General features: G+C 55.0%; 14 protein-coding genes and 1 tRNA gene. 4 read left to right on the forward strand and 11 right to left on the reverse strand.

The window, feature by feature from the left end; genetic code table 11:
- Positions 1–29 precede the first annotated feature (29 nt).
- From rlmB to G8764_RS21305, 6 genes are all read right to left on the reverse strand, one after another.
- Entirely contained in the window at positions 30–776 is a 747-nt protein-coding gene (gene rlmB / locus G8764_RS21280) for a 23S rRNA (guanosine(2251)-2'-O)-methyltransferase RlmB (protein ID WP_166168134.1), read from the reverse strand.
- A 284-nt stretch (positions 777–1,060) separates the two neighbouring features.
- On the reverse strand, positions 1,061–3,646 hold the full coding sequence (rnr, locus tag G8764_RS21285; RefSeq protein ID WP_166168071.1) for a ribonuclease R: 2,586 nt from the start codon (positions 3,644–3,646) through the stop codon (positions 1,061–1,063).
- Between the two features lie 267 nt (positions 3,647–3,913).
- Positions 3,914–5,296 (reverse strand): FAD-dependent oxidoreductase, encoded by a 1,383-nt coding sequence (locus G8764_RS21290; protein WP_166168074.1) that lies wholly within the window; start codon positions 5,294–5,296, stop codon positions 3,914–3,916.
- Entirely contained in the window at positions 5,293–5,556 is a 264-nt protein-coding gene (locus G8764_RS21295; RefSeq protein ID WP_166168077.1) for a 4Fe-4S dicluster domain-containing protein, read from the reverse strand. Before G8764_RS21295 ends, G8764_RS21290 begins: the two co-directional genes overlap by 4 nt.
- A 142-nt stretch (positions 5,557–5,698) precedes the next feature.
- On the reverse strand, positions 5,699–7,201 hold the full coding sequence (locus G8764_RS21300; RefSeq protein WP_166168080.1) for a CoA-acylating methylmalonate-semialdehyde dehydrogenase: 1,503 nt from the start codon (positions 7,199–7,201) through the stop codon (positions 5,699–5,701).
- A gap of 197 nt (positions 7,202–7,398) precedes the next feature.
- A complete protein-coding gene (locus G8764_RS21305) occupies positions 7,399–8,205 on the reverse strand; it encodes an enoyl-CoA hydratase-related protein (RefSeq protein ID WP_166168083.1) in 807 nt (268 codons plus the stop codon).
- Positions 8,206–8,394: 189 nt separating this feature from the next.
- Between G8764_RS21305 and G8764_RS22375 the strand changes: the two genes are divergently transcribed.
- The 4 genes from G8764_RS22375 (at position 8,395) to G8764_RS21325 (ending at position 11,475) form a co-directional block, all read left to right on the forward strand.
- Positions 8,395–9,216, forward strand: a complete 822-nt coding sequence (locus G8764_RS22375) for a hypothetical protein (protein WP_207952026.1) — start codon at positions 8,395–8,397, stop codon at positions 9,214–9,216.
- Positions 9,217–9,381: 165 nt separating this feature from the next.
- Positions 9,382–9,468, forward strand: a tRNA-Leu gene (locus tag G8764_RS21315).
- Positions 9,469–9,910: 442 nt separating this feature from the next.
- The gene (locus G8764_RS21320; protein WP_166168086.1) at positions 9,911–10,234 is read left to right on the forward strand and encodes a helix-turn-helix domain-containing protein; all 324 of its coding nucleotides are present in this window, start codon (positions 9,911–9,913) and stop codon (positions 10,232–10,234) included.
- Positions 10,235–10,236: 2 nt separating this feature from the next.
- Positions 10,237–11,475, forward strand: coding sequence for a type II toxin-antitoxin system HipA family toxin (locus G8764_RS21325; protein WP_166168089.1), 1,239 nt, complete (start codon positions 10,237–10,239; stop codon positions 11,473–11,475).
- A 230-nt stretch (positions 11,476–11,705) separates the two neighbouring features.
- Here the strand turns inward: G8764_RS21325 and G8764_RS21330 are convergent, their stop codons facing one another.
- The 5 genes from G8764_RS21330 to G8764_RS21350 form a co-directional block, all read right to left on the reverse strand.
- The gene (locus G8764_RS21330; RefSeq protein ID WP_166168092.1) at positions 11,706–13,121 is read right to left on the reverse strand and encodes a PQQ-dependent sugar dehydrogenase; all 1,416 of its coding nucleotides are present in this window, start codon (positions 13,119–13,121) and stop codon (positions 11,706–11,708) included.
- A gap of 691 nt (positions 13,122–13,812) precedes the next feature.
- A complete protein-coding gene (locus G8764_RS21335) occupies positions 13,813–15,090 on the reverse strand; it encodes a TRAP transporter large permease (protein WP_166168095.1) in 1,278 nt (425 codons plus the stop codon).
- A gap of 11 nt (positions 15,091–15,101) precedes the next feature.
- Entirely contained in the window at positions 15,102–15,695 is a 594-nt protein-coding gene (locus G8764_RS21340; protein ID WP_166168098.1) for a TRAP transporter small permease, read from the reverse strand.
- Positions 15,696–15,764: 69 nt separating this feature from the next.
- Entirely contained in the window at positions 15,765–16,760 is a 996-nt protein-coding gene (locus G8764_RS21345) for a sialic acid TRAP transporter substrate-binding protein SiaP (protein WP_166168101.1), read from the reverse strand.
- Between the two features lie 192 nt (positions 16,761–16,952).
- Entirely contained in the window at positions 16,953–20,327 is a 3,375-nt protein-coding gene (locus G8764_RS21350; RefSeq protein ID WP_207952027.1) for a glycoside hydrolase family 2 TIM barrel-domain containing protein, read from the reverse strand.
- Between the last annotated feature and the right edge of the window lie 24 nt (positions 20,328–20,351).

The raw sequence follows: 20,351 nt of genomic DNA on the forward strand, positions 1-20,351 counted from the left end.
GCCCTGCCTATCGGCCCCAGGCATTATCCCTATCCCAACTGCCGCTGCCGCACCGCCTCGAACAGGCACACCCCGGTGGCCACCGACACGTTCAGGCTGCTGACCTCGCCGGCCATGGGAATCTGCAGTAATTCGTCGCAGCATTCCCGGGTCAGGCGGCGCATGCCGTCGCCCTCGGCGCCCATCACCAGTGCCAGCGGCCCGCGCAGGTCCGCCTGGTAGAGCGACTGCTCCGCCTCGCCGGCGGCACCCTTGATCCACACCCCCAGTTCCTGCAGCTTTTTCATTACCCGCGCCAGGTTGGTCACCGGAATATAGGGCAGCACTTCGGCGGCGCCACAGGATACCTTGCGTGCGGTCGGGGTGAGGCTGGCGGAATTGTCTTTCGGCGCAATCACCGCGTGCACGCCGGCGGCTTCGGCACTGCGCATGCAAGCGCCGAGGTTGTGCGGGTCGGTGACCCCGTCCAGTATCAGTAACAGGGGGTCAACCGGCAGTGTTTCCAGTAGCTGGTAGAGAAATTTTTCATCGTGCAGCTCACCGGGGAAGCTCATGGCCACCACCCCCTGGTGGTTGCCCTCGGCGGCCAGTTTGTCCAGCTCTTTGCGGCTCACCTGGCGCACCTTGATATCGGCGCTGGCCGCCGCCTGCAACACTTTCTGCAGGCGTTGGTCCTGGCGCCCCTGCAGCACCAGCACTTCATTGACGCGCTGCGGCGCACTCTTTAGCAGCGCCTGCACTGAATGCAGGCCATATACGGATTCCAGTTTTGCCACGCTATCTCTCGAGTCAGTCTGTTGCCGGGTGGAAACCCCGGGTGGTTTGAGTTTGGGATCGGTCAAAAAGCCAGCTGGTGTCTATCCAGAAACGCCGTTTTTGGTATGCCCGCGCAGGTGGCGGGCCGGTGTGCCACATTCCAGTAACTGCTTGAACCCTATGGATCCCCGCCTGCGCGGGGATGACGGCTTGGTTGTTACTTTTGATCGCTTTACCACTACTGGACCCCGCCTGCGCGGGGATGACAAAACAACAGCCTGGGTAAACGGGGACTAGCTACCCACTAGCTACCCTGCTTGGCCGCCCCGGAGCCAGACTTGCCGCGCCGGGAGCGCCGGGACTTGCCCGACTTCGGGGTGGCCTCGGCTTGCGCAGCGGATTTCGCCTTGGCTGCAGCTTTTGCCTTGGGTGCTGCTTTTGCCTTAGGTGCTGCTTTGGTCTTGGGTGCCTGGGCCTTGGAGCCTGATTTTGCCTTGGACGCTGCCTGGCCTTTACCAGCAGCAGCACCTCGACTCCCGCCTTTGCTGCCGCTTTTACGGCTGTCGCCGCGCTTGCCGGACTTCTTCTCGCCATCGGCGGCGGCCAGGCGGGCGCGATTGCCCCGGGTGTTGATCTTCTTGCTGTCGGCGGAATCCTTGCGGTTGCGAGTACCGACACTGACCAACTCCAGGTCCACCTTGCGGTCGTCGAGATTGACGCTCGCCACCTGCACCGTCAGCTCGTCGCCGAGCCGGAATACCTGGCCGCTGCGCTCACCGATCAAGCGGTGGTGGGCCGCCTCGAAGTGGTAGTAATCGTGGGGCAGGTTGGTGATGTGGACCAGCCCCTCCACGTAGAGATCCTTCAACTCCACAAACAGGCCAAAGCTGGTAACCCCCGCCACCACGCCGCCGTAAGTAGCTCCCACATGGTCTTGCAGGTATTCGCACTTGAGCCAGCTGGTGACGTCGCGGGTGGCGTCGTCGGCGCGGCGCTCGGTCAGCGAGGCCTGTTCGCCAATCTGTGCCATATCGGCCACGCCGTAGGGATAGATAGTCTTCTTCGCCAGCACACTGGCGCCGCGCACCCGCTTCACCTGGCGCGAGGATTTGTCCGAGCGCACCACGTGGCGAATGGCGCGGTGCACCAGCAGATCCGGGTAGCGACGGATGGGCGAGGTGAAGTGAGCGTAAGCGCTGTAGGACAGGCCAAAGTGGCCCTTGTTATCGGGCTGGTATTTGGCCTGGCTGAGGCTGCGCAACATCACGGTCTGGATCAGGTTGCTGTCCGAGCGCCCCTCCACCATCTGCAGCAGCTTCTGGTAATTTTGCGGCTTTGGCTCGCCCTTGCCCGGCAAGCTCAAACCCAGTTCACCGAGGTAAGTGCGCAGGTTTTCCAGCTTCTCTTCCCGCGGCCCTTCGTGCACCCGGTAGAGCGCCGGCAACTCGTGCTTTTCCAGGAAGCGGGCGGCGCAGACATTGGCCGCCAGCATGCACTCCTCGATCAGTTTGTGGGCGTCATTGCGCACCACCGGCACGATCTGTGAAATCTTGCGGTTCTCATCGAACTCAATGCGGGTTTCCACGGTTTCAAAGTCGATCGCACCGCGCTTGTTGCGGGCGCCGCGGAAGGCCCCATAGAGACGGTGCAATTCTTTTAACTGCTTGAGCACCGGCCTGGTTTTTTCCCCGACCTGACCCGCCAGTGCCTCGCCCACCTGGGTATAAGTCAGGCGCGCGTGGGAGTGGATCACCGCTTCGTAAAACTTAAAGCGGCTGACACTGCCCGACGACGACACAGTCATTTCACAGGCCATGGCCAGGCGGTCTACCTGCGGGTTGAGGGAACAGAGACCGTTGGACAGGGCCTCGGGAAACATCGGCACCACGTAGTCGGGAAAATACACCGAGTTGCCGCGCACCTGGGCCTCGTGATCCAGTGAACTGTTGACCGGCACGTAGTGGGAGACATCGGCGATAGCCACATACAAGCGCCAGCCACCAAAGGTTTTGCTTTCACAGAACACCGCATCGTCGAAGTCCCGGGCATCCTCGCCGTCGATGGTGACAAACGGCAACTTGCGCAAATCGACCCGGTGCTGCTTGTCGGCTTCCGCCACTTCCTGGGGCAGCTGCTTGGCCTCCGCCTGCACCTCGCTGGGCCACAGGTGGGGAATGCCGTGGGAGCGGATGGCCACATCGATCTCCATACCCGGCGCCATATGATCACCCAGCACTTCCAGCACGCGCCCCACTGGCGGGCCGTTGCGGGTCGGCTGCTGGGTCACTTCGACAGTGACAAACTGGCCGCGCCGGGCGCCTTTGCCGGCCCCGGATGGAATCATAAAATCCTGTGACAGGCGCGGGTTGTCGGGGCGCACAAAGTCGATACCGCTCTCGCTGAAATAGCGGCCCACCACCTGGTTGGTGTTGCGCTTCAGCACCTCGACAATGCTGCCTTCACGGCGGCCCTTGAAATCGCTGCCGGTTTCCCGCACCAGCACTTCGTCGCCGTCGAGCACGCCGCGCATCTGGCGATAGGAGAGGTGCAGGTCGCTGCTGCCATCGGCAGGAATCACAAAGCCAAAGCCGTCGCGGTGGCCCTGGACGCGGCCGCGCACCAGGCCCATTTTGTCGATCACGCCGTAACCTTTGCGGCGATTGCTGAGTAACTGCCCGTCCCGGGACATGGCGATCAGGCGGCGACGCAGCGCCTCGATGGAGTCTTCGTCGGTCAATCCCAGTTCGTCGCAGAGCGCTTCGTGAGTCATGGGGCCGCTTGCCTGTTCCAGTACCTCCTGAATATATTCCCGACTGGGGATGGGGTTCTGGTATTTTTCGGCTTCACGTTCCTCATAGGGGTCGCGAATGGTTTGCTTGCGTTTGGTCAAAATAGGATCCTGTGTGGCTTGGCAGTTAGTTGCCGGTAACCCCCAACTATACCGGAAAAGCGTGACCTTATAACCAGTAAACCGGTAAACACGCTGAGTTTTCGCGCTATTTAGCAACAAAAGCGTCAATCCGCCTTGTTCGCACCGCCAGAGCGCCCCGGCGGCCCATTTTTTACGTTGCGACGCGCCAGTTGTTCGGCATTGGTTTGCGCGAACCTGGCTTATGGCCTCCGGTTAAAGCTTGCCATTACTACTTGCCAGTACTCACTAATAGTCCTTCGGCAGTTGTGCCTTGCGCTCTTCCAGCCGACTCAGCATCTGCTCGATGCTGGTCAGTTTGGCTCGCGCCCGCTGCTGGGCACAGCCGGCTTCGCACTCCAGGCGATCAAGGTAGAGCCAGTCACTGTAGGACACCCAATCGATGGCCCGGTTGTTGAGCTGGTTGACCACCTCTTTCCCGGTCAGGGTGGCGCAGGCCAACTTGCCCGCCTGCAGGTCCGCCAGCAAACTGGCAACGGTGTCGCGGGCGCATTTTTTGTTGTTGCCGATAATGCCCCGCGAACCGCGCCGGCTCCAACCGGTGACATAGGCGCCGGGAATTTCCGTCACCCGACCGTCGAGATTGGCAATCACCCCACGGCGCTCGTCAAACGGCAAGCCCGACAAGGGGTAGCTGCGGTAGCCGATGGCGCGCAACACCAGCCCCGTATCCAGAATCGATTCCTCTTCGGTGGGGCGCGCCTGCAAACGCCCCCGGGCATCGTGTTGCAAGTGGTTGCGCACCACCAGCAACTGCTCCACCTTGTCTGCTCCCAGCACTTCCACCGGCGAGGTCAGAAAGCGCAGCACGATGCGCTTGCGGGCCCCGGAAGCAGGACGCGCCGCCAGTTGCTGCAAGGTGCGCACCTTACGGCGGGTGGCCCAGTCGGCACCGTCCATCACCACTTCATTGGCCGCCGGCAACTCGTCTGCATCCACCAGGACATCCACCCCCGGCAACTCGGCCAGCGCTTCCAGTTCGGGATTGTGAAACGCGCCCTGGAAGTGGCCGCGGCGGCCGAGAATCACCACTTCCTCAATACGACTGGCCGCCAGAGTCACCAATGCGTGCTCGGCAATGTCCGTCGATTGCAGCGCCGCCAGCGGCTGCATCAGGATCCGCGCCACATCGAGGGCCACATTGCCGTTGCCCACCACCACCGCGCGCCGGCAGGACAGGTCGAACTGCAACTGGCTGTAGTCCGGGTGGCCGTTGTACCAACCGACAAACTGCCGCGCCGCCCAGCACCCCGGCAACTCCTCGCCGGGGATGCCCATGCGCACATCACTGCTGGCGCCGACGGCGTAAATGACCGCATCGTACCAGGCCTGCAACTCGGCCACGCGCACGTCGCGGCCCACTTCGACATTGCCAAAATACTGTACCCGGGAGTCGCCCAGAGTGAGGTTGAACTGGCGCTCGATAATGCGCTTCTTCTCTGGCCGATCCGGCGCCACCCCGGCCCTCACCAGGCCCCAGGGGGTTGGCAGGCGCTCGAACACATCCACCTCGAAATTCAACTCTGGTTGGTCCAGCAAGTGCCGGGTGGCGTACAGGCCCGCCGGGCCCGCCCCCACCACCGCCACCCGCCATTCTGCCGCGGCTTTCACGACTCGGACTCGCGGAAATACTGGCGGTTGATGGCGGCGTAGTGTTGCCACTTCAGCGGCAGTGCCCCGGCTTCGTATATGGCCAGCACCGGACACACATCGACACAGGCGGCACAGTCGATGCAGGCCGCGGGATCGATATAGAGCTGTTCGGTGTCGTCGTAGGCGGGGTCGTCGGGGCGCGGCCCGATGCAGTCGACCGGACAAATGTCAACGCAGGAGGAGTCCGCCACACAGGCCGCGGTAATCACGTATGCCATTTGAGTTCACCCGATTATTGTTAATAATGCGTTTGAAACGGCGTAGACGTTCTGTTTACAGGGTCAGCTTGTTTGTGCTTGGAAAGCTCCTGATGCTAGCCCTTTATAATGGGAATATAAAGGGCCTGGTAAAAGCGTGGTCTCACTCCATCGTCGGCATGACGAAGTCCGCGCCAGCGCGGATCCCGGTGGGCCAGCGCTGGGTAATGGTTTTCAGTTTGGTGTAGAAGCGCACCCCTTCCGGACCGTGCATATGGTGGTCGCCAAACAGCGACTGCTTCCAGCCGCCAAAGCTGTGGAACGCCATGGGCACCGGGATCGGCACGTTAATACCCACCATACCCACCTGGATCTCGTGGGCAAAATTGCGCGCGGCGTCACCATCGCGAGTAAAGATGGACGTGCCGTTGCCAAACTCGTGGTTATTGATCAGCGCCGCCGCTTCAGCGTAGCTGTCGACGCGCACAATGCACAGCACCGGCCCGAATATTTCTTCGCGGTAGATACTCATTTGGTCAGTGACCCGGTCGAACAGGCTGGCGCCGATATAGAAGCCGTCCTCATAGCCTTCAGTCTCCATTTTGAAACCGCGGCCATCCACCACCAGTTCAGCCCCTTCGCGCTCACCGGCGTCGACGAAGCTGCGCACCCGGGCCAGGTGTTCGGCGGTTACCAGCGGCCCCATTTCTGCTTGCGGATCAGTGCCCGGCGCCACCTTGAGGGTTTTTAATCGCTCCACCAGGCCATCGCGCAGGCGATCGGCCACCTGGTCACCCACCGCAACCACCACCGAAATGGCCATGCAGCGCTCGCCGGCGGAACCGTAGGCGGCCCCCATCAAGGCGTCCAGCGCCTGGCCCATATCGGCATCGGGCATGACAATCATGTGGTTCTTGGCCCCACCCAGGGCCTGCACCCGCTTGCCGTGGCTGGCACCGGTGGCGTAGATGTACCTGGCGATGGGTGTGGAGCCGACAAAGCTCAGGGCCTTTACCTGCGGATGCGCCAGCAGCCCGTCCACGGCCTGCTTGTCGCCGTGGACAACGTTAAAGACACCGGCCGGGAAACCCGCCTGGCGGACCAGGTCGGCACACAACAGCGCCGCGGAGGGATCCCGTTCTGACGGTTTCAAAACAAAGGTATTGCCACAGGCCAGCGCCACCGGGAACATCCACATGGGCACCATGGCGGGGAAATTGAACGGGGTAATGCCGGCCACCACCCCCAGCGGCTGGCGCAGTGAATGACTGTCGATGCCAGTGCCGATATTTTCGCTGACTTCCCCTTTCAGCAAGTGCGGGCCGCCGCAGGCAAACTCCACTACCTCCAGGCCGCGGGTCACTTCACCGAGGGCATCGGAGTGCACCTTACCGTGTTCTTCACTGATGATGCTTGCCAGCTCGCCGGCGTGTTGCTCCAAAAGATCCCGAAAGCGGTTCATGATGCGGGCGCGACGCAGCGGACTGGTGGCCGCCCACTCGGGAAAGGCGGCACTGGCCGCGGCAACCGCCTGCTCGATTTCGGCCGCCGTGGACATGGGGACTTCGGCGATTACCTTGCCGGTGGCCGGGTTGTACACCGGTGCAAGGCGTTCGCTGGTGCTGGTCACCATTTCATTGTTGATGAAGTTCTGGATTTTTTTCATTGTACGTAGCTCCTCTTTGCGAGGGTCCCGTTGAGAGAGTTGTGTTGCGAGGGTCACGCTGAGAGAGTCAAGCTTGTCGGGCAGCAGCGGGCGCCTCAGGAGCACCTCCCGCTGCTGCCCCGACCAGACTGCCGCACTGGCGGATGACGACAGGGCAACAATGACCAAACTCCAACCCTGCTTGAGACCCCAGCTCCCTATTTATCGGGGTAAAACACCGGTTCGCGCTTCTCGATAAAGGCGCTGACCGCCTCCTTGTGCTCGGCTGAACTGCGGCAGCGCATAAAACTTGTCACCTCCTGCCGGAGATAATCGGTCGGCGGCTTGGTAATGGCAATATTGAGGTTCTGCTTGATCCGGCCCAGGGCCTCGGCGGGCCCCATTGCCAGCTGTCGAGCGACACCGTACACCTGCTGCTCCAGCTCCTCATCGGGCACACAGCGGGTCACCAGACCCATGCTGGCAGCCTCCTGGGCCGGCACTTTTGGCGTCAGCAGACAGAACTCCCGCGCCTGGGACACCCCCAGTAATTGCTGCAGGAAGTAGGCACCGCCAAAATCCCCGCTCAGGCCGATATTACCGTTGGCAAAACAGAGCTTCGCCGACCAGTCGGCAAAGCGAAAATCACAGGCCGCGGCCAGTGACAAACCACTGCCGGCGGCGGTGCCGCGAATCATGGCAATGGTCGGCTTTGGCATCTTGTGCAACAGCATGCTGATCTCAGCCCCCAGCTGCAGCAGGCGCTCGCTGGACATACCGCGCTTGCCGGACTGGCGGGACTTTCCGCCCATGGCATGAATGTCACTGCCGACACAAAATTCCTTGTCGGCACCGGTCAGCACGATGGCGCCAACCTGGTCGTCCTTGGCGGCGGCACTCACGACCTGGTGCAGCAATACCGTCAATTGACCGTTAATCGAGTTGCGCGCCTGCGGCCGATTCAAGGTGATGGTCAGGACCCGGTTTTCCAAGCTGGTCAAGACCGTAGGTTCGTTCTTTTTCATAATTGATTCCTGTGTATGCCGCACCTGGACGGCAGGAAGGGATATACTGCTACCATTCTCGAAGGCAGTCGAGAATTTAGATTAAGTTTCGCAGCCTAGTTTAGTATGCAATTTCTATATATAACCACTAAATTGTGTTGTTATGGGTCCGGTAACTGACCCGAATAATCCAGCAGGAGAAAATAGACGATGGCCAAAAAATCCTACTCAGCAAAAATTTCTTCCAAACTGGAGGAAATCAACAAAACGATTGAAGAGCGCTTCAAGAAAGTCCACGACCGCGCCAACGCCCTGCGCAGTGATTTCGGTACCCCCCTGAAGGAGTATATCGACGAATTGCAAGCGGTGGTCAAGAGCACGATCGATCTTAACAAAAAAACCCTCGACAAGGGCCTCGAAGTCAACAAACACTATATTGCCAAGGTGCGTGAGACCAGCGAAGCGGCCATCCAGCACTCCCGGGAGGAGTTCGAGAAAACCGCAGCCGACATCCGCGCCGCCCTGGACAAGGCCGTAGAAGATCTGAAATCCGAAGCCGAAAAGCAGACTGACAGCGTCAAGGACAGCCTCAAAAGCGGCACCTCACGCCTGGAAGAAAGCCTCAACACCCTGAAAAAAGCCGCCCACGACGTTGGTGAAACCCTGGCCTCAAAGCGCTCCGGCAAAAAGGCCGCCGCCAAGCCAGCCCCGCAGCCAATGGCGCAACCGGCAGCCGCAGTAAAACCCAAGCCCGTAGAGCCCGCAGCACCGGCAGCCACCCCACCGAAAAAAGCCCCGCCAACCCCCAAAGCCCCGGTCGCCGCAAAAGCTCCTGCCGCTAAAAAGGCTCCGGCCGCCAAGAAAGCAGCAGCGCCTAAAAAGGCTCCCGCAGCCAAGAAAGCGCCAGCCGCTAAAAAAGCTCCGGCCGCCAAGAAGGCTCCCGCGGCTAAAAAGGCTCCAGCGGCCAAAAAAGCCCCGGCGAAGAAACCTGCCGCCCCCAAAGCTCCACCAGCCCCAAAAGACGCTGAGTGAAGCTTGCCTGGCAACAAGCAACCCGTTTGTTGCCAGGCCTACCGGCCCCTGGTAACGCAGCCAATCCGGCGCCAGTAAAAAATCTTGCACTTTGTGCCAATCCGCAATTGACAACACCGGCCGAGGTATTTATTATGCGCGGCCTTAACGGGGACAACCCGTTATGCCCAGGTGGTGAAATTGGTAGACACGCTAGCTTCAGGTGCTAGTGCTCGCAAGGGCGTGGAGGTTCAAGTCCTCTCCTGGGCACCAATTCAGAAGGCCCCGTTCTCAGGAACGGGGCTTTTTTTATGCCCTGACAACGGTTCGGACTCCCGGCCACCGATCACAGACCGGCGGCGTTCACTGCGGCGCAAAGCGATGCTTTGCAAACGCCTGGCTCACCCTCTCCTGGGCACCAATTCAGAAGGCCCCGTTCTCAGGAACGGGGCTTTTTTTATGCCCTGACAACGGTTCGGACTCCCGGCCACCGATCACAGATCGGCGGCGTTCACTGCGGCGCAAAGCGATGCTTTGCAAACGCCTGGCTCACCCTCTCCTGGGCACCCCCACCGACAGCTCCCCCCTCCAGTAGTGAGCGACACCTCTGCTTACCATATCTAGCGATAAAGATAAGCAGAGGTGTCACAAATTACATTTACTTTAATTTAAGTGGGCACTATACTTATCATAATTTGACAAATTGGTAGCTGTAATGCCCAAATTAGAGCCCGATCAAAAGCGAAGTGCTGTAGTCTTCCCCAAAAACAGGAAGGTTTTAGAGCAACTCGGCGACAACATTAAACTGGCCTGTAAACGCAGAGGATATACCCAAGTTCTGATTTCAGAGAGAACCGGGTTAAGCCGTCTGACTATTCGCAAGATTGAACATGGGGATCCTAAAGTTTCCATCGGTCACTATGTCGCCGTCCTCAGTGTTCTGGGATTAACGGACGATTTTGCGAGGGTTGCCAATGACGATGAACTCGGCCGCAAACTCCAGGACATCAAACTGATGAGCAAAAAAAAAGGTAAATAGCAATGAGTACGGCAGCCTATGTCTTTGCTGACTGGGAAGAGTTTGATGAACCTACTCTAGTGGGTACTCTGCGATCCTCTGCCATCAAAAATAAAGAGCATTTTAGCTTTCACTACGACAACGATTGGCTGCAGTCTCCCTATGCGCAAAAAATCGATCCAGACTTAAATCTCTATTCGGGAGAGCAACACAGCGCGGACGCCAAAAACTTCAGAACCTTTCTGGATTCCTGCCCAGACCGCTGGGGCCGACTGCTCATGAAGCGCCGCGAAGCTATTATTGCCCGCCAGGAAGAACGCCGGCCAAATGTACTCTACGAAATAGATTACCTACTGGGCGTCCATGACTATTACCGTTTGGGGGCATTGCGATTCAAGCGAGACATGAAAGGGGCGTTTCTGGATAATGACGAAAAACTGGCGGCACCACCTATTTCTTCGCTACGAGATCTCGAATACGCGGCTCAACGAGTTGAAGCCAACAGCAATACAGACGAACCTGAATACTTAAAGTGGTTAACCATGCTGATGTCTCCGGGCTCCTCTCTGGGTGGGGCTCGGCCCAAAGCCAGCGTTGTCGATGAAAACAAACAATTGTGGATTGCCAAATTTCCCAGCCAGCACGATGATCATGACATTGCCGCCTGGGAATTTGTTGTTAACCAATTGGCCCTTGGTGCCGATATTCAGATGGCAGAATGCCGGATTGATAAATTCAACAGCTCTCATCATACATTTTTGACCAAGCGGTTTGATCGCACGCCAGACAGCCGCTTACATTTCACTTCAGCCATGACCCAGCTTGGATACTATGATGGTGATTATGACGCAAGCTATCTGGAGCTGGCTCAGTTTCTTACTGAACATGGAGCCAACACAAAAAAAGACCTGGCACAATTATGGCGACGCATTATATTTAATATCGCCGTTTCGAATACGGATGATCACTTGAGAAACCATGGTTTCATTTACAGCAATGGTGGCTGGTTACTATCCCCCGCCTACGACATCAACCCGGTCACACCCGCTAATGGCCTGCACCTGAATATCACCGATGACGACAACAGCCTTAGCTATGAACTGGCGATGGACGTTATCGAATTTTTCCAACTCAGCACATCAGAGGCTCAGCTTATAAAAGAAGAAGTGCTGACTAGTGTTGCCCGCTGGGAAACAGTGGCAAACTCTATCAATATTAGCCGAAGTGAACAGCGGAATATGGCAAGTGCATTCAACGTCTAAGCCAGCATCACACACTAATCCGCGCTAACAAAATAATGCCTATGGAACGTGAGTGGAACGCAGAAGTTATCGCCACTCATATCTTGTTGTTTTTATTATCTTTATTCAAGTGACCACGGAAGTTCAAGTCCTCTCCTGGGCTCCAATTCAAAAGCTCTGACCCACGGATTAAGGCTTTTTTTATGCCCTGAAAACGGCTCGGACTCCCGGCCACTGCGGCGCAAAGCGCCTTACTGTGCAGCGAGAGTTAAAATGTGCCCCTTTCCGTCGATAGTGACAACCAGGAGAATACTGCCATCAGGAGCGACACTAATATCACGAATTCGGCCGCGATCAGTCAAAATTATATCTGAACTAATCACTTCACCATTCTCGACGCTATACATCTGCAAGTCTTGAATTCCCAATCCACCCACCAGCAATTTATCTTTCCATTTTGTAAACATATCACCGGTATAGAACGCCATACCCGCCGGTGCGATAGAGGGTACCCAATAATGTTTAGGTTGCTCCATACCCTCCTTCGCGGTTTCATGTGTGATGGGTGTACCGTCATAATTCATGCCGTAGGTAATTTCTGGCCAACCATAGTTTATTCCACGCCTGATCACGTTAAGCTCATCACCACCTCGTGGCCCATGTTCCGTTTCCCAAATTAAACCTGTGTTTGCTTCGATGGCCATGCCCTGCGGATTACGATGACCATAGCTCCAAATTCCGGGTAACGCGTTATCTGCATCGACGAATGGATTGTCCTCAGGAATACCACCGTTTTCATGCAAACGGAATATCTTTCCATTGGGCGAATCCAAATCCTGCGCTGAAGGGCGATCCCCGCGATCGCCAGTTGAAAAATAGACATAACCATTATGAACAATAATTCTTGACCCAAAATGACGACCTGAATCCGTATGAGTCGTCACATCAGCTTCGAAAATATCCTGGTGTTCGATCCAATACCCGTCCTTGATTTTTCCCCGTGCAATCTTGGCATTACCCTTTTTACCGTCTTTCGTACTCGCGTAGGCCAAATAGATCCAGCCGTTGTTTTTGTAGTCGGGATGAAGTGTGATGTCGAGCAAACCACCCTGAACATGGTGCCATATCTCAGGAAGGCCTTTAACTGCTTCAATCAGCTTGCCAGAGGCTGATATATGCAATAACGCCCCATCTCTTCGAGTTACGAGCATGGACCCATCAGGCAGATACTCAACGGCCCATAATATTTCGTCAGCGATATGCAGGGTATCAATACGAAAGGTGTGACCCATGGAAGTCAGGACATTTGATCGCGTATCATCGCGTTGCCCATCCTGATGGAAGTTGTGACGCTGCTCTGCAATATAAATAACCAGTGACCGTACCTCAGCGGGCGACAACGAATTTCCCCATGCGGGCATGCCACGTGCAGTGGCGCCCTCAGAAATGATGCGCGCAAGCGTTTCGGTCGTCCCATCCACCAACCACGTCTCATCCAGCAATGATCCAGCCATACCTCCGGATAAATCAGCGCCATGACACGATGCACATTTTTCCGCAAATAATTCATCTGCTTGAGGTGCTGCGCCTGTTGCGGTTGCTTTCACGCAGATTAACAGTGCCATCCAGAGTGCTTGCTTCATCATCAATTTGCCACTTTTGAACATTGAAAATTTCCGGTGCTTACAACCCTGACGAATTGCTCTGCTGGAAATAGCAGACAACTCTGTCCACCATGGGCGAAGTAAGTGCACCCCGGGGAAAATCTTAATCTGCTCTGCCCCCGCTTTTATGACTGCAAATGCTTCCGTTGGAGTTAGGCAACCGGGCAAAACTTACAACCCTTAATTCAACGTCGCCTCAATAACCTCTACGCAGGTATTGGGAGAAACCACGACTTCCCGTAAAATCCGGCACCTCCTCCGATGTAATGCCACGTAAAATTGCCATCAGGGGACATTTTTCCAGAAACATGTCCATCCTGGTGTGCATTGACAGGCGCCGTTACCTCGTAACATTTTATCAGGCAAAACAATTATTGTATATTATCGATTGTTAACTATTGATAATTTTGGGTGCGTTATGGGGCGTCTATACACACTTATACATCGCTGACATAAAGGTGGGTACATCACCATGTTTGTGATTGGTGAGATCCGCCCCAGGTGCGAGCCGTGGCAACAGGAGGAGTAGGAGCAGACGGCAATCAGAATAGAGAGCTTGTTTTTCTGATTTTTCATATTCGATTTCGACCTGCTAAATAACCAATCTCAGATACGAAAAATCAAACCGAAAAGCACGAGGTGTCGCCCCACAGCCAGCGATACTCCTATATTCGCTGGCCAACTGAATTGCCGGCTATCTAAATAGCAAGTGAGGAAGCCAGAGTGAGATCTGCGGAAACACCGTGATCAACAGCAGTACGATGACCAGAGGTACCAGGAATGGCATGGTTGCCTTGACGCATTGCTCGAAGCTCACATTGGACACTTTCGACAATACATACAACACCATGCCGATAGGCGGCGTCAGTAAACCCAACATCAGGTTGAGAATAACCAGGATTCCCAAATGCACGGGATCGATACCCACACTGTCCGCAATCGGCATCAGCACCGGTACCAGAATAGTGATCGCCGCAATCGTTTCCATGAACAGGCCCACCAATAGCACCATGAACATGATAATCAGCAGTAAGATCAACCGGTTATCCGTCAGCCCCAGCAATGAATCGCCGAGTATGCCTGCCACCTGATTCGCGGTTAAAATCCAGGCAAATATTGTCGCTGCCGAAACGATTAGAAGGATTGCCGCTGATGTTTCTATAGTATCCATTGACACCCGCAGAATATGACGCCAGGACAGGGTGCGGTAAACGACGGCCCCGAGAAAAAGCGCGTAGGTAGCGGCCGCAACAGCAGCTTCTGTAGGCGTGAACGCGCCCGTCGCGATCCCGCCCACAATGATGACCGGGGTCAATAGCGGTAAAAATGCTGCTTTAAATGTGTGCCATACCCGGCACAAATCAAAGTTACGATCACGCGGATAACCCCGGCGACGCGAGTACCAGGCCACCATGACCATAAGTGCTCCCGCCATCATCAAGCCGGGCACGAGCCCTGCCACGAACAACTCACCAATCGAGACAGAGGCCATCACGCCAAAGATAACCAGAGGCAATGACGGCGGAATGATAGGGCCAATCGTCGATGAAGCCGCGGTGACACCGACGGCAAAATCGCTGTCGTAGCCCGCATCGCGCATGGCCTTGATTTCTACATTTCCCAGGCCACCGGCATCGGCCACGGCAGCACCTGACATACCCGCGAAGATTACGCTGGCGCCAACGTTTACATGACCCAGTCCGCCATGCATCCAGCCGACAAGCGAACGGGCAAACGCAAAGATCTTGTTAGTGATTCCGCCAGTATTCATTAAGTGGCCGGCGAGGATAAAAAACGGAATAGCCAGAAGTGGGAAGCTGTCGATGCCATTGATCATGCTGTGCACCACCGCAACGCTTGGCATCTCGTCAATAACGATGTAGATGAGTGACGCACCCGCCAGGGAAACCGCAACGGGCACCCCGAGTACAAGAAAGACGACGAGCAGAATAAACATTATCAATAGAGCCATGGGGACAACACCTAAATTTCTTCAGTTGGTAGTTGGTTCAATTTTTCAGCCATGACCTGCTCAGCCGGAATTCGGGTGTAGCGATACGCTCGCACGGCAGCGAATATCACCATGGCAAAACAGGCAACCACCACTGTGTAGTAAATTATACTTTTGGGCAGGTCGACTGATACCATGCGCTGTGCATGGGTGCGTTGTGCAAGTTCGATACCCAGGATTCCTATGCAACTGAAGAATACGGCCACGCTGGACTCCACGGTCACGGTCAACCACTTGGCCATTCTGGCGGACAGGTAACGATAAAAAAATTCCAGGTAAATATGGCTGCCCTTGCGCACGCAGGTAACGGAACCCAGAAACCCCAGAACTATTAGCAAATACCTCGCAATCTCTTCTGTCCAACCGAGACTGTCATTGAGTACATAGCGGGTAAAAAACTGCAGTGCGACTATAAAGAAGAGTGCGACGAAGATGACAAGCACAGGAATGTCGTAGATCCGTATGTCAGTGATATCATCCGACACTTCTTCCACTGACTCAATCGCGTTGTCTACGGCATCTCTCTCCATATCGCCAGTTTTATTATCTGTTGTTGGTTTTGACATAATTTACGATCCCCTGGGTCGCATCCATACCGACGAGACGCTCTCAACGCTGAGAGAAATAGAAAATTTCTACTCTTCTATGGCCTGCAGTCTCAGCAACACCTCTTTACTGAAAGGCATACTGCCGCCCATCAGGGCAGGCTCCACTACGGCAATAAAAGGTGCGCGATCGACCTCCACAACCTCGACATTCCGATCACGAAACCACTGTACGAGTTTTTGCTCGGTCTGTATAACTTGCTCCGTTACCCAGTACGATGCCTCTCGCAATACGTCGAATAGAATCGCGCGATCTTCCCCGGTCATTTGCGATAGCCTGTACCCGGACACCACCGTCAGGGTTGAATTGGTAATATGAGCAGTCAGGCTGATGTGAGATTGAACTTCAAACAGTCTCTTTGCCTGAATAGTCAGTAATGGGTTTTCCTGGGCGTCAACCACACCTTGCTGAAGCGCCAGATACACTTCGGCAAATGCCATTGGCGTTGGATTTGCTCCGACTGCTTTGGGGAAGAGGACATAAGCCGGTGCATTTGGTACCCGGATTTTCAGATTCTTCATGTCGATGGGGGATAAAATCGGCTTGTTCGCAGTCACGTGTCGTGCACCGTAGTAGCTGATCGCCATCACTTCGTTGCCACCGCTTGCCCTGGAAAAGCCCTGTGCCAGCTCTTTAAAGAGGCCACTGTCCCGGTAGGCCTTCCAGTGGTCTATACCCCGCAAGGTGAAAGGAAAGTCGGTGATAGAGATGGGGCCGTAGATCGATCCGGCGAAACCGGCTCCCGTATAAATGACATCCACAATTCCCAACGACAGGGATTCGTTCAATGCGTTTTCCTTTCCCAACGACGAGGCCGGAAACACCCGCATGTCGTAACGTCCATTGGTGCGCTCCTTAAACAATTCTGCTGCCATTAATGCACCCTTGTGTAGCGGATGCCCTACTTCATACACATGAGCAAACATCAACTTTTTTTCTGCCAGAGCTTGCCCGGAAAATGCAACTGCTACTGCGAACACTGCGATGAATGCGAACGCCAACTTGCGCTGATAGTTACCAGTCATAACGATTAATTCCCTCCGGGATACCGGTTCCACTCCCCTCCCGCCAGTTAATGAAATCAGGAAAAACCCAATCTTCACTGTCATGCATGCTGCCTGCTGAGCGGATGGTGAACAATAACTGCAGCAAGGTGCCGCTGAGCCAACGCTCAGATGGGATCGACAGTCCACCAGCCGGTTTTTTTTCGTGTGGTTTTATTGATTCACAATACCGATAGTAAACTGATAGTTATACTCGCCGGGCTTGACCCGATATTTTTCCAGCGGTGCGCCCAAGGCTGACCACGAATCAGTGCCTCCTAGGCCCGATTGAATCAGATCTATATTCAGCGTATGAAAGCCCTGCTCAATCAGGTCATAGGTATGTTTTGCTTCATCCAGATTCTTCTGCGACCAGGGCCAGATGGACATACTTAAGGCCTGCTCGCCGTCGACCCTAATAGTCATTCCAGATTGATCATCTTCAAGTTGCCACCAGTCTATGTCGGTGCGATTACCATTCTCTTGTGGAACCATATAGTGGTATATCATCTCGCTAACGCTCGCGCGATACACACCTATTTCTGCGCTTGAGTTTCGGTCAGAGTAGTTTTCGTGGGGCCCCCGGCCATAATAGGCAACGCTGTCGAATGCGTTAGCAATACCGACTTGCATACCCAAGCGTTTCATTGGCGGCAAATTCTTATCTGCCTTGAGACTCAGCTCGACGCTGATGTCTCCTTTTCCGCTAATCAAATAGCGGTGTACCAGATGCACTTTATCTTGATAACCCTGAACGATTTCGACTTTAGCGCCTTGATTGGTTTTCGTGTGCCTGAAGCTTTTCACTTCGAGCATGTCCGCCGCATCTCTCCAAAAAGCAAGCTTTTGGTGCGACATCCACGCCCCCTTATCATTGTCTGTCTGTGCTCGCCAAAAGTTTGGTCTCATCGGAGCAACAATAATTGAATGGCCATTAATTTCAAGGCTGCTCATAGCCCCCAACTTTTTATCAAAGCCGACCTTCACCCTCGAATTGGCAAGTGTTAGATCAGCTTCGGTATCCGTAGTTTGCAGGCCAGGGCCGCTTGGCAGTGTTTGCGCTTTTTTCGCGATCCTCCAGGGTAGCTCAAATTTTTCCTTCGCGACTTCATGACCTGCCGGTGCCCAGTCTTTCGTATTGCGAGTTACTGCAGACAAGCGTAGCCAATAACGCACCCCTGGGGCGAGTCTCGGTTTGACGTACTCGAGCTGAATCGCTGTGGTCGCCTGGGGCGCCAGGTCAATTTCGCCAATTTTACCTTGCCCAATAACCTCACCGTCCGCATACATCTGCCAGTTAAAATCGAATTGACTTAAATTGGTGTGGAACAATCGGTTAGTGATAGCCACCTGGCCATTTGCCAGATCCAGCGCCTTGAATTGCACTGGCTGAAAAACATACTTGGCATGGTAAAGCTCGGGGCTCGGCCTGCCATAGGAGTCAACAATGCCATTTTGGTTAAATGCCCCGGAATTGGGAACATCGCCAAAGTCACCACCGTAAGCGAGGTACTTCACCCCTTCCGGCGTGGCATGCTCCAGTCCTTGATCCATCCAGTCCCAAATATATCCGCCAATCAAATTTTTTCGCTGCCAGACAAGCTGCCAGAATTCATCCAGATTACCCAGGGAGTTGCCCATTGCGTGCTCATATTCACACATGAGTATGGGGCGTTTAATGTAGGGGCTGTCAGATAGCCCTTTCAGGTAGTCAATACTCGGATACATGCGACTAATGACATCAACGTAAGGAGGATCGGTTGGGTTAGCCATTGGCGTCACGCGCCCAAGCGCCTCCATTTCCTCTGGCACCCAATACCAACCCCGTGGAGGCTGGATAAAGTCCGGATGTTCGGGCAATCCTTGCGCACCTTCGTAGTGGACAAATCGGCTCGGATCAAAATCATGTATCCAACCCGCAGCGGCGGCATGGGCGGGCCCCATTCCCGACTCATTTCCCAAAGACCAGGCAATTATCGACGGATGGTTTTTGTCGCGCTGAACCATGCGAGTTATCCGATCCATGATGGCGGGTAGCCAGGCAGGGTCATTAGCAAACTGGCCGCCAAATAAATGGCTCTCGACATTGGCTTCATCCATGACGTACAAACCATATTCGTCACACAAATCGAGAAAATACGGATCGTTGGGATAGTGCGCGGTGCGGACAGCGTTAAAGTTAAACTGTTTCATTAACTTCACGTCTTGTTCCAGATCCGCGCGCGTTAATGCCTTGCCGCGCACTGCGTGATGGTCATGACGATTCACACCGATAATCTTAATGCTCTGGCCATTGACCAACAGCTCACCCGTAGCGGCGTCTATCTTCACGTCGCGAAATCCAACTCGACTACTTTTCGCCTCAACCAGCGCGCCATCGCGCTCGAATAACGACAGTACCAGGGTGTACAGGTTGGGTTGCTCAGCCGACCAGAGTAGCGGCGTAGCTACTTTAAGGTTGAGCAAATCAAATTGAATGTTTTCGCGCTGCGGATATTGCTGCATCACCTGATCTGCCGAGACAGTTACCGGTTTGGATAGGACTGCTTTATCGTCATGGTACAGTTGAGCTTCAAGCCGCCAGCCTTCCAGTTGCCGGTTATCGCTAATCGTCAAAAATGGTCGAATACGAAGTTCGGCTGATTGATAGTCAGCGCTCAGTACGGGACGGGCAAAAAAATCCTTTATGGCAATCTTCGGGCGGGCAAGCAGCAAAACTTCACGGTGAATCCCACTCAATTTCCACATGTCTTGCCCTTCCAGATAACTCCCGTCGCTCCAGCGCATAACCTGCAAGGCCAATTTATTTGTACCGGGTCTGACGTAGTCCGTAACATCAAACTCGGCCGGCAGGCGGCTACCCTGACTGTATCCAACTCTTTGTCCATTTACCCAGACATAAAAAGCCGATGAAACACCGCCAAAGTGCAGAATTACCTGTTTCTTTTGCCAACCAGCTGGCAAATCAAAATGACGAATATATTTACTGACGGGGTTGGCCCGCGCTATTTTAGGCGAGGTATCAGGTAGCGGATTGATACCGCCTCCTGAATAGAAAGGTAGTTGGGTATTGGTGTAAAAAGGAATATCAAAACCAAAGAGTTCAACGCTGGACGGAACGGGCAATCTTTGCCACTCACTGGCATCATAGCCGGGTGCGACATAGGCCAGGTCAATTTCCTCGTCATCATACTGAAACTGAAATTGCCACTCGCCATTGAGATTGACATAGTCGCTGCGTTCACGATTCAAGCTAAGCGCTGCGTCAACACTGCTATAGGAATAGGGGACTGCCCGTGTGGGCATCCGATTCCGGGAGATAACTTCCACCGACTCCCAATCCTTACCGATATAGCCGCTCCTCACATGGGGCGATTCCAAACTGCTCGAATCAAGCGCCGCGCAACTGAGGGGCAAGAGCAGACAAACTAATGCCTGGAGACCGCAATTTCTCAACATTTCCCAATGAAACTTCTGACCGACGTTCATCAAATTACCGGCCAGTTCGCATGCAGGGCCGTTTCCAGGCTGGTCGTGATCGACATACACACCTCGCTTCCGACACGAATCATC

It is taken from the genome of Pseudomaricurvus alcaniphilus, assembly GCF_011440395.1.
GTDB classification, from domain to species: domain Bacteria; phylum Pseudomonadota; class Gammaproteobacteria; order Pseudomonadales; family Cellvibrionaceae; genus Pseudomaricurvus; species Pseudomaricurvus alcaniphilus.